Source organism: Vibrio sp. HDW18 (assembly GCF_011306175.1).
In the GTDB taxonomy this organism is placed as follows: Bacteria; Pseudomonadota; Gammaproteobacteria; order Enterobacterales; family Vibrionaceae; genus Vibrio; species Vibrio chanodichtyis.
This window is the reverse complement of record NZ_CP049913.1, coordinates 921,907-933,624: the sequence shown is the minus strand read 5'-3', so window position 1 is coordinate 933,624 and position 11,718 is coordinate 921,907. Positions and strand designations below refer to the sequence as shown.

Sequence of the window (11,718 nt, the reverse complement as noted above, 5' to 3'; positions counted from 1 at the left end):
AAGCTAGCAAGCTTGAGTTAACCAATACAACTTCTCAAATTACCGGTTGGTCAGACGGTTACCTTAGTGATCCGGCAAATATTTTCACCTATTCTCAAGGCCAGTATGGAAATGAATGGGACAACCTGAGGGTTGGGTTTGATAGTGTAAGTGATACATGGATGGCGTACCAAAACCCTAACACGATAGCTTGTGGTGAAATATCGAGCAATAAAATAAGAGGCTGCTACCCAGGTAATCGTAGTGCCAAAGTTCTGGCTCCGATCCCTTTGCCAAATAGTTCGATTTTATTTACCTCGAAAATAAATCTTAATTTACAAAATGGTTCGATAAATGATACCAATCCAAATAATTTATTAAAAGTTTGTCCTGAAGATAACTCATCACCATATTGTGTTAGTAGGGTTTTATCCGATGAGAGTAGAGAAGTCACTATAAAGTCTGATGTAAAGGAACTCATCATTATTAATAACCATGCAAGCAAAATTATTGTTAAGTTCGCTTTATCATCAGCACTATATGGGCTTAAAATTGAAAAATATGAAGTGACGAGTGGTAGCGTGCAAACACTTTTTGATAAAGATGGAGAGTTCACGTTTGGTTCTTTTAATATTGCGCCGCAGAGTTCAGAGTTAAATATTGCAGAAAAAGTAAAAATAAATATAAAAGAAAAATTTGAAATACATAATTCTGCCAGATTGGTTACCACCTATTATCCTGATGATTTTTACCTCTACGGACCAGAAGCTGAAATTATATTTAATACGGCGCAAGTAAATTTTTATGGTTTATTTGTGGCCAAGTCCATCGCTTTTAATAACCCTGTCAATATGTATGGCGCGGTAACAACCAATCACCTTACCTTGAAAAATAACGCCAAAATCATTGGCAAAAGCTCCTGCATTGGTGGAAAGGATAATTACCAATTACAGCTCACCCCAACACATGATTACAGTCTTATTTGCCAAACCCAGCGGCTTAAATTTCAAGTACAAGACAGCAAAGGTCAGTCAACCGGCAGCTTTAGCGGTACGATTAACATCACCAAGCCGGCTAACGCCAATTTAACCCTAGTGGATGGCAAAGGCACTGGCGGAAGTGGCAGTTACAAACCCAACGCCAACGGTGAGCTGTGGTTTAGTTTAAGCCTTCCTAAAGGGAGTGGCAGTCAAATTGTGCCAATCGAGGGCGTGCTTAACCCGCAAGGGAGTAGCAGTAACGTCACCGGTACTTATCACTTTGTGCCGTATAAATTTGCGGCCAAAGACCAATATGTGATTGCCAATAAACCACAAGCGGTCGAGGTGAAAGTGCTCGCCTGTAATGATGGCGGCAATGTGGTGGATGTTAACTACAATGGCACGCCGCAGGTCCGCTCGGCTTGGGTTGCGCCAAGCTCGGCCGAGGCGCAGGGAGATCTGACTTTCACTCCCCTGTTTACTCAAGGGGTTGCCAATAGTGAACTGACGATGGAAGACTCAGGCCACCAAACCGTGGCATTGGAAGATGCCAGTTTTGATTGCTCAGCGTTGGGAGATGATTGCCCCATCGACGGCAAAGCAAGCCTAAAAGGCAGTTTTTCGGTCTACTCTCGTCCGTGGACCTTTACAATCTGCTCTACTGAAAATACCGATCTTGATCGCGCGACGGGGACATCTTCTGAAGGACCAGGATTTTTAGCCGCAGGGCAGGCGTTTGATGCACAGGTCATACCGATTAAATATCAGGAGGATGGGCTTACCACAGGAGAAATACTATCGACTGGCAAGTTATGCAAGGAAGCAAAGTTCACCAGCAACTTTTTTATTAAAGACGATAGCAATGAGCAAACGAATAAGTTGGTGCAATTGTCGAGTGTGGTTGCTTCTCCCACTGAACCGCGATCGAGTGATTTGCTGATGTCCTCCGACGAAGAGGGATTAAGCAAAGATCGAGTAAATAGCAATCAAAAATATCTCTTTTCCCATCTATATTGGAGCGATGTGGGCAGCTTAAAAGTGATGGCTGCTATGGCTGGGTATGATGCTGAATGTGAAGCGCCGAGTGGCTTAGCTGCATGGTATAACTGTACCCAACTGGGTTATCGCCAGATTGGCCGTTTTTATCCGGCTTGGCTGAAAATTATCAGCAACGATTGGGATTATGCTACTGACCACAATAATTTCGTGTATATGGATCAACTCATTCCTTACCGCTTTGTTGTGGAAGCTCAGAATACAGGTGGAGAACCTACACGTAATTACAGTCAATTTGCTGATGAATTGATCGCAGATGTGAAGTTGCTGGCGGTGGATAGTGATGGAAACGAATGGGATACTCGAGTCGAGGGCTATGCCTCGCAGCTGTGGGATGGTTCTGAGACTGACGCGAGCAAGTGGTCAGAAGCGCAATTATTTGTCACCAGCCATTTTAAGTTTTTAAAATATAAAGTGGCAGATGTGCCTTATACCACCGTCGCTGATGGCCCTTACCAAAGCGGATTTGGTTTACGTGTTTCGGATAAAGTGGATGGGGTCGATTTTATCGAGCCAGATTTGGATCTCAAATCATCAGGCACGCTGATTGATACGGGCAAAAGCTTTGCAACTCAGCCCGATATTCGCTATGGACGCATGGTGATGGAGGATGTCGGCGGCACCTCAGTCAGTCAAATTGCTGTCCCGCTGCGGGTTGAATATTGGCAAGGTAGCCGATTTATCACCAATCGCGATGATTCTGGATCGGTTTACGCCACGCCTAAATACTATATTTGTCAACAAACGCTGTGGCCGTCACCCAGTAACTCTTCGAACGCCGAACTGAGCGGCTCCGATACGCCGCCATGGACTAACGTCGCGCAAGGGCAGAGTAAACAGCTCGTGGCTGAGCCTCATGCCATCCAAGATGCTCAAGGCTTACGCGAACAAATCCGTTTTTGGCTGCGTTTGGATAATGAGCAAACGAACCTCGATGATAACAAGCGTTCTCCACAGGTGGGTGACGAGGGGGTTCGCTGCGGCACGCAATACACTTCTCAACCTTGGCTACAGTACAACTGGTTTGCGCGTGGCGATGAGGATCCATCGGCAGTGGTGACCTTTGGGATCCATCGCGGCAATGATAAGATCATTTTCCGTGGTGAAACCCGGCTGAGTGGTCAGTAAGCGCGGGTTTTGGTCGCCTTAAGTATCGACTTGGTGAGAAATTGTGGGTTTCGCTCCATGTTTATACTGCAATGCCTTGCTGTGATGGCAAGGCGTTGGTACATTTAGTGCAATTTTTATCTTCTCATTTCTTGCAGGACGAACGAAGAATATGTTCAAAAAACTTCGTGGCATGTTTTCTAACGACCTATCGATCGATTTAGGCACCGCCAATACACTTATTTATGTTAAAGGACAGGGGATTGTTCTTGATGAACCTTCTGTTGTTGCTATCCGTCAAGACAAAGGCCGTGGCGGTAAAACCGTTGCTGCTGTGGGGCACGCTGCCAAGCAAATGCTTGGTCGAACCCCTGGCAATATTTCAGCCATTCGACCAATGAAAGATGGTGTGATTGCTGATTTCTATGTCACTGAAAAAATGCTGCAGCATTTTATTCGTCAGGTACATGACAACAGCGTGTTGAAACCCAGCCCACGAGTTTTAGTGTGTGTGCCTTGTGGTTCAACTCAAGTTGAGCGTCGTGCGATCCGTGAATCAGCACTCGGTGCTGGTGCGCGTGAAGTGTACTTAATTGACGAGCCAATGGCCGCAGCGATTGGTGCTGGTCTGCGTGTTTCTGAGCCAACGGGTTCAATGGTGATTGATATTGGTGGTGGTACCACTGAAGTCGCGGTGATCTCGCTCAATGGCGTGGTGTACTCATCATCAGTGCGTATCGGTGGTGATCGCTTTGATGAAGCGATCATTAATTATGTGCGCCGTAATTACGGTAGCTTAATTGGTGAAGCGACCGCTGAGAAGATCAAACACGAAATTGGCTCAGCTTACCCGGGTGATGACGTGCAAGAAATTGAAGTACGTGGCCGCAACCTCGCGGAAGGTGTACCACGTAGCTTTACCCTCAACTCCAATGAGATCCTCGAAGCCTTGCAAGAACCACTGACCGGTATCGTTTCGGCAGTCATGGTTGCCCTTGAACAGTGTCCCCCTGAGTTGGCTTCCGATATTTCTGAAAATGGCATGGTGCTGACCGGTGGTGGTGCGCTACTCAAAGATCTCGATCGTCTGCTGATGGAAGAAACTGGCATTCCCGTAGTGATTGCCGATGATCCACTGACTTGTGTGGCGCGTGGTGGTGGTAAAGCTTTAGAAATGATCGACATGCACGGTGGCGATCTGTTTAGCGAAGAATAAACCATAGTGTCGTGCCCACTGCATGGCACTTTGCTCAGCGCTAGGACGGTTATTGCATGAAGCCTATCTTTGGTCGAGGACCCTCTCTGCAGCTGCGGCTATTTTTTGCGGTTATGCTATCAGCCAGCCTTATGCTGGCTGATAGTCGTTTAGGTGCATTCTCTCATGTGCGCTTTCTGCTCAATAGTCTAGTTGCACCGATCCAGTATGCTGCGGATTTACCGCGGGTACTGTTTGATGATTTTTATGATAGTGTCAGCTCGCATCAGTTGTTACGGGAAAATAGCCAACGTTTGAAACGAGAAGTGTTGACCCTAAAAAGTGATTTGTTGCTGCTTGAGCAGTACAAAGAGGAAAACCAACGGTTACGCAAGTTGCTTGGCTCATCATTTGCGCGCGATGAAAAAAAAGTGGTGGCGGAAGTGATGGCGGTCGATACCACGCCTTATCGTTATCAAGTGGTGATTGATAAAGGTCGCGCCGATGGGGTGTATGAAGGTCAGCCGATCATCAACGAAAAAGGCATTGTCGGTCAGGTCACGTTTGTGGCCGCGCATAATAGCCGAGTCTTGTTGCTGATTGATCCGAATACCGCGATCCCTGTGCAGAATATTCGCAATGATATTCGAGTGATCGCTTCGGGTAACGGACAAATCGATCAGATCCAACTGGAGCATATTGCGACCAGTACCGATATTGAAGTTGGCGATATGCTGGTTACCTCCGGTTTGGGTGGGGTGTATCCAGAAGGGTATCCGGTAGCGATTGTCTCGCAAGTCGATAAAGATACTCGCCGCGAATTTGCTTCGATCAAAGCTAAGCCAGTGGTGGATTTTGATCGCTTACGTTATTTGCTACTCATCTGGCCAAACGAAGATCGTTTGCAGAAAGTTATGCAGGCTGATCCGCAGTTATTAGAGGAAGAGAGCCATGATCAGCAGTAATATTTTAAGCAGTAGTATTAAAGGCCGCATGGTCATCGTTATCTCATTTTTATTAGCGCTGATTTTACAAACCATACCATGGCCGGGAATGTTAGACCTATTTCGTCCGCCTTGGTTGCTACTGGTGTGCTGTTACTGGGTGCTGGCACTACCGTACCGAGTTAATGTGGGTAGTGCTTTGGTGATTGGATTACTGTGGGATCTGCTGCTCGGTTCAACATTAGGGATCCGCGGCATGATGATGGCGATCATCATCTATCTGGTGGCGATGAACTTTTTAGTGCTGCGCAATATGGCACTTTGGCAACAAGCGATCGTGATTGGCTTGCTATCGGCCGGCTTGGAAATGCTGATTTTTTGTGGCGAATATATGATCCAAGACGTGACATTCAACCCCTTGTCACTGTGGAGTGGTGTTGTCGCCTGTATACTTTGGCCGTGGATGTTTTTATTACTGCGCCGGGTTCGACGCCATTGGCATGTTAAATGATAAGTTCAAAATTAGTTCTAGCCTCGGCTTCGCCAAGGCGGCGTGAATTGTTAGCCCAGATCGGCTATCAGTTTGAGATAGTGCAGCCTGATGTCGAAGAAATACGTAGCGCAGCAGAGTCGCCAGCCCAATATGTTGAGCGGCTATCACGCGATAAGGCATTAGCCGGTGCGGCGTTGGTGGAAGCGGGAGCATTGGTGATCGGTGCTGATACGATAGTGGTTAAAGATCACCAAGTGCTGGAAAAACCACGTGATTTCTCCGATGCGCAACGTATGTTACGGTTGCTCTCGGGCAGTCAACACCAGGTATTGACCGCGGTGAGCGTAGCGCAAAATGGTGTCACCCATTCGGTGGTGGTCATCACTAATGTGTGGTTTAAAACTTTGTCAGAACCAGAAATACAAGCTTATTGGCAAAGTGGTGAGCCCTGCGATAAAGCTGGCAGTTACGGTATCCAGGGATTGGGTGGACGATTTGTTACTAGGATTGAAGGCAATTACCACGCGGTAGTGGGATTGCCACTCTACGAAACTGACCAGCTTCTGCACAAATTCTAATCATATTAATCATTGAGGTGCGCTCATGAGTGCAGAGTTGCTGTTAAACATCACCCCGAGTGAAACGCGCGTGGCGATGATTGAAGGAGGACTCCTTCAGGAAATTCATATTGAACGTGAAGCGAAACGCGGCCTGGTCGGTAATATTTACAAAGGCAAAGTCAGCCGGGTACTACCGGGTATGCAAGCGGCATTTGTTGATATTGGTCTGGATAAAGCGGCATTTTTACACGCCTCAGATATCGTTCCGCACACCGAATGTGTCGCGGAAAGTGAGAAGCAACAGTTTCAAGTACGTGATATTTCTGAGTTAGTGCGCCAAGGTCAAGATATCGTAGTCCAAGTGGTGAAAGACCCGCTCGGCACTAAAGGCGCACGTTTAACCACCGATATTACCCTACCTTCTCGTTACCTAGTGTTTATGCCGGGAGCCAGTCACGTTGGTGTTTCGCAGCGCATTGAAAGCGAAGTTGAGCGTGAACGGTTAAAGAAAATTGTTTCCCACTATTGTGATGAGCATGGTGGATTCATTATTCGTACTGCCGCTGAAGGTGCGAACGAAAAAGAGCTGACTCAGGATGCGGTGTTTCTTAAGCGTTTGTGGTCAAAAGTCATTGAACGACGTGGTAAATACAAAAACCGTTCAATGTTGTATGGCGAACTAGGCTTGGCACAACGTATTTTGCGTGATTTTGTTGGTACCGAAATCACCAAAATTTTGGTGGATTCGCGGCAAGAGTTCGAAAATCTCAAAGAGTTTACTTCGGAATACGTGCCAGAGCTGACCGCTAAGCTCGATCTTTATCATGGCGATAAGCCGATTTTTGATATGTACGATACCGAAAATGAGATCCAACGTTCCCTCGAACGTAAAGTCGAACTCAAATCTGGCGGTTATCTGATCATTGATCAAACTGAGGCGATGACCACGATTGATATTAACACCGGAGCGTTTGTTGGTCGGCGCAATTTAGAAGAGACGATTTTTAACACCAATGTCGAAGCGACTCAGGCGATTGCTCGGCAACTGCGTTTGCGCAATCTAGGTGGCATTATCATTATCGACTTTATTGATATGGCGTCGGATGAGCACCGTAAGCGAGTGCTAACTTCTTTAGAAGCCGCGCTGATCAAAGATCGGGTGAAAACCAACATCAATGGCTTTACTCAGCTTGGGTTGGTGGAGATGACTCGCAAGAGAACCCGAGAAAGTATTGAGCATGTGCTTTGTTCTGGCTGTCCAACCTGTGAAGGGCGTGGCAGTGTTAAAACAGTGGAAACGGTGTGCTTTGAGGTTCTGCGTGAAATTACCCGCGTCAACCGTGCCTACGATGCGGATCAATTTGTGGTTTATGCATCGCCGGCGGTGGCGGAAACCTTGCAAGGTGAAGAGTCACACGCATTGGCCGAATTGGAAGTGTTCATTGGTAAGGCGGTGCGGATCCAAGCCGAGCCGCTCTACAGTCAAGAACAGTTTGATGTAGTGATGATGTAGGGCATCGGGTGATTTCGACAGTAACCCGCTTTGGGCGGATTTTTATGTGGCTGCTGGTCAGCCTGCTGATTGTGCTCGCTTTGGCGGTCACTGCGCTGCGTATTTGCTTGCCGCAGATGAATCGTTTTCAAGCCGAGATTCAAGATTGGTTGAACCAAAACTCGTCAGTACAACTGGCAATTGCTGATGTACAGGGTTACTGGCGTAACACCCATCCTTCGCTATCTTTGCAAACCCTACAAGTACACTGGCCGGATAGTAATGATATTCAGCTCAATGCGAGCAGTATTGAGCTTGAATTCGATTTGTGGCAATCGCTGTGGCAGCGTCAGCCGGTGATTGCTGAACTCACTATCAATGGTATGGTGCTTGATCTGCGGGCGATTGATTGGCTTGCGTTACAGCAAAATGCCAACCCTGAACAGTCAGCACAAGGGCGTGGAATTCAGCAGTTGGATGATTTATTACTGCGCCGATTGGATGATTTCACTCTCAAAAATTCAGCGATTCTCTATCGTACCTTCGCTGGCGATTTGCGTCAGTTGGATATTGAAAAATTGCGTTGGCAAAATAGTGGCCAGCGTCATTTTGCCGAAGGTGAAGTCAGCATTGCTGGCACCAACATTAATTCTTTGTTAGTGAATGCTAATTTTATCGATCATGGTTCGCTGCGTGATATTTCCGGCGACTTTTATGCCAGTGCCGATAAAGTGCGCCTATTGCCTTGGCTAACTCGCTATCTGAAAGATCAAACTGGGATTCAAAAAGGTCAGCTTAGCTTTCATGCGTGGGCAAGTTTAGATCGCAGTCGTCCTGTCGATGGCTATCTGGAACTGAAACCTTCCGAATTAGTATGGCAAAGCGGTGAGCAGCAACATGAACTGCTGCTTGAATCAGGCATTGTGCAATTAACCCCGAGTGAATCGGGTTGGCAAGTGAATGCCCACTCACTACGCTTGCGCAGTGATGATCAACCGTGGCCAGTGATGGATATGGCGCTCGATTGGCAGCCACAGCAGTGGCGGCTCAATCTCTCGCAGCTTAATATTGAGAGCTTATTACCACTGACCAAACTGATCCCTGAATCGGCCACACTCAACCATTGGTTAGCGACGTTACAACCCAAAGGCGTGTTGGAAGATGTGCGGATTGCTAAACGCCAAACTCTAGAGTCGTTACGCTATTCCGCGACGCTTAGTGATGGTGGAATGGCACAGTGGGATTTACTGCCGCAAGTGAATTTCCTGCAAGCGCAGATCCAAGGCTCGCTGAGTGAAGCGCGGGTACAGGCCACTTTGGTCGATGATGTGTTGGCGTATGGCGAAGTTTTTCAAGCGCCACTCAATATTCGCCAAGGTGAGGTGGATATTGTCTGGCAGCAAGGTGAGCACGGTTGGTCGCTGTGGGCCGATAAAGTCACCGTGGCTACCCCAGATTTGCAGGCGATTGGCGAGTTTCGCCTCGATTTTCCAAACCAGGCAAGCCCATTTCTCTCTTTCTACCTTGAAGCGGATCTGTTCAATGCTGGTGAAACTTGGCGTTATCTGCCGACCTTGGCACTTGGTCAATCACTGACCGATTATCTCTCAAGTGCGATTCAAGCAGGACGCGTCAACACCGCTAAACTGGTGTGGTATGGCGCGCTCGATCAATTTCCTTATCAGAACAATAACGGTATTTTTCAGGCGTGGGTTGGTTTAAAACAGGCCAAATTTGCCTTTGATACCGCTTGGCCTGCGATCACCGATTTGCAGCTGGATTTGCTGTTTGAAAATGCGGCGATGCATTTGGACTCGCGCGCGGCGACCTTGATGGAGGTGAGCGCTGAGCGGGTCACCGGTCGGATCCCTGAGTTGGCAGAATTCGGGCACATCGAAATTGAAGCGATTGCCAGTGCCAAACAAGGTAATGCGATCCGCGATTATATGATGGCGACTCCTTTAGTGGATTCGGTGGGGGCAGCATTGACCACGATTCAGGTCAAAGGTCCGGTGCGATCGCAATTTCAGCTTAATATTCCGTTTCATAGCGGAGCTGAGCCGCGAGCTTGGGGCTTTGCTGAGTTAGCCGATAATGCGGTGGATATTGAGACTCCACCCATGAGCTTAGAAGCGGTCTCTGGAAAAATTGAATTTGATAATGACCGAGTCAGTGCTGCGGGTCTGCAAGCGCGCTTACTCAATCAGCCAGTATCGATTGATTTTAAAGGGGAAGAGGCCAAGCGCGGCTATGCGGTCAATATTGATCTGCTTGGTGATTGGGAAGTTAAACCGCTGCGCCCGTTGGTTGGCGAACAGTGGTTGAGCCGAATTAAGGGCCATGCGCCTTGGCAGGCTAGTGTCGATATTCAGCTTAATGATGTGGGCTTTACCTATCAACTGGATGGCAAAGCGGATCTGAGAGCGGTGGAAAGTCGCTACCCATTTCCACTTAACAAAGCGCTCAAGGCTAAGGGGCAAGCGTTATTGCAAGCCTCTGGTAACCAAGAAATGGTATCGGCACGGCTGCAATTACCCCAAGCAAAATATCAGGCAGAAATTGACTTGACCTCAGCTGTTCCAGAGTTAAAAGCGACCAATTTAGTGCTGGGCCAAGGGAGTTTTAAAATCAGCCCAGTGGTGGGACACCATGTTCAACTGCGCAGTCAAAGTTTTAATCTTGATAAGTGGTTAGCCATTCTCAGCGAACAATCTGTAGTGAACAAGGCACCATCTAAGCTGGCCAGCTTAAATACCCCAACCATACCGATGCCAGAACGAATTGAAGCATCGGTCAGCGATCTGACCCTTGCGGGTTTAGAGTGGCATGATGTTGATTTCAATGCGCGGCGTAAAGATCTTGGCTGGCTGCTTGAGCTCGATAGCCAAGAGATCAAAGGTCAAGCCAACTATCTTGAACCCTACGATTTAACGATTGCACTGGATCGCTTACACCTGTTTTTACCTCAATTGGAGTTCGATAAAGAGCAGCTGCTGGTGGATGCTGAACGGCAGAAGTTACCGCTGATCTCAGATTTTGATCGCCAGTTCCACCAATCGATGCCGAACTTGACCCTGACCATCAAGGATTTTTGGTTACAAGGTTATAAAATTGGCCAAGCCAGTGTCGATTTTCAACGCCAAGAGGATACGCTGCTTTGGAAGAGTATTGACTTCACCAGTGGGGCTAACCAATTGCACGTGAATGGTACTTGGACACTGACCGAAAAAACCAGTCATACGCAAATGAATTTGGATATGCAAGGGGATAACAACAGCGATCTGATGGCGCGGTTTGGCATTAACTCCGGTATCCAACGTGCTCCGTTTGAGATCAAGGCCAATACCCAATGGGATGGTGCACCGTGGTCAATGCAGATCCATACCCTACAGGGCAAAGTAGAGACTAAGCTTGGTAAAGGGGTTATTTCCGATGTCGGTGGCGCGGCAAGATTGTTGGGGTTATTTAGCCTAGATTCGATTTTACGCAAAATGCAGCTCGATTTTAGCGATGTATTTGATAAAGGGATGGCGTTTAATTCGATAACCGGCAGTGGTGACATTGCACAGGGGGTATTTGTCACCAATAACATTAAAATGGATGCCACGGCGGGAGAGATGAAGATCAAAGGCTTGGCCGATCTTAACTCTCGTACGGTAGACGCTGAAGTTAACTTCGTGCCAGATATTACCTCCGGGATCCCAGTGCTGACCGCATTTGCGGTAACACCACAAACTGCGCTGTATGTGCTGGCCATTACTACGGTGATTTCACCAGTGGTGGAAGTGTTTACTCAGGTCAATTATCAAGTACAAGGGCCGCTCGATTCACCGACCGTGAAAGAGCTTTCGCGTAGTAAAGGTGAATTTAAGTTGCCAGAAACGCTACGTAACTTGGCGAAATAGGGAAATT

At 47.5% G+C, this 11,718-nt stretch carries 8 protein-coding genes; 7 read left to right on the top strand and 1 reads right to left on the bottom strand.

What is annotated here, in order from left to right; translation table 11 throughout:
* Positions 1–226: 226 nt before the first annotated feature.
* Positions 227–709: a hypothetical protein gene (locus G7083_RS15065; protein ID WP_240911914.1), complete on the bottom strand. Its 483-nt coding sequence runs from the start codon at positions 707–709 to the stop codon at positions 227–229.
* An 85-nt stretch (positions 710–794) separates the two neighbouring features.
* Between G7083_RS15065 and G7083_RS04400 the strand changes: the two genes are divergently transcribed.
* The 7 genes from G7083_RS04400 (at position 795) to G7083_RS04370 (ending at position 11,711) form a co-directional block, all read left to right on the top strand.
* On the top strand, positions 795–3,143 hold the full coding sequence (locus G7083_RS04400; RefSeq protein WP_240911913.1) for a DUF6701 domain-containing protein: 2,349 nt from the start codon (positions 795–797) through the stop codon (positions 3,141–3,143).
* Positions 3,144–3,294: 151 nt separating this feature from the next.
* Positions 3,295–4,338: a rod shape-determining protein gene (locus G7083_RS04395; RefSeq protein ID WP_000473772.1), complete on the top strand. Its 1,044-nt coding sequence runs from the start codon at positions 3,295–3,297 to the stop codon at positions 4,336–4,338.
* Positions 4,339–4,394: 56 nt separating this feature from the next.
* Positions 4,395–5,282 carry a rod shape-determining protein MreC gene (gene mreC, locus G7083_RS04390; protein ID WP_166013753.1) on the top strand — a complete coding sequence of 296 codons (888 nt, stop codon included), beginning with the start codon at positions 4,395–4,397 and terminating at the stop codon, positions 5,280–5,282.
* Between the two features lies 1 nt (position 5,283).
* A complete protein-coding gene (mreD, locus tag G7083_RS04385) occupies positions 5,284–5,772 on the top strand; it encodes a rod shape-determining protein MreD (RefSeq protein ID WP_166014982.1) in 489 nt (162 codons plus the stop codon).
* 59 nt (positions 5,773–5,831) lie between these two features.
* Complete coding sequence (locus G7083_RS04380) at positions 5,832–6,332, top strand: Maf family protein (protein WP_240911927.1); 501 nt, start codon at positions 5,832–5,834, stop codon at positions 6,330–6,332.
* Positions 6,333–6,357: 25 nt separating this feature from the next.
* Positions 6,358–7,827 (top strand): ribonuclease G, encoded by a 1,470-nt coding sequence (gene rng, locus G7083_RS04375; RefSeq protein ID WP_166013751.1) that lies wholly within the window; start codon positions 6,358–6,360, stop codon positions 7,825–7,827.
* Between the two features lie 8 nt (positions 7,828–7,835).
* Positions 7,836–11,711, top strand: a complete 3,876-nt coding sequence (locus tag G7083_RS04370) for a YhdP family protein (RefSeq protein ID WP_166013750.1) — start codon at positions 7,836–7,838, stop codon at positions 11,709–11,711.
* The last annotated feature ends 7 nt before the right edge of the window (positions 11,712–11,718 follow it).

Excerpts from the sequence above, each read along its gene's own strand:
- G7083_RS04395 (WP_000473772.1), top strand. The coding sequence starts at position 3,295 with ATGTTCAAAAAACTTCGTGGCATGTTTTCTAACGACCTATCGATCGAT.
- rng (WP_166013751.1), top strand. The coding sequence starts at position 6,358 with ATGAGTGCAGAGTTGCTGTTAAACATCACCCCGAGTGAAACGCGCGTG.
- mreC (WP_166013753.1), top strand. The coding sequence starts at position 4,395 with ATGAAGCCTATCTTTGGTCGAGGACCCTCTCTGCAGCTGCGGCTATTT.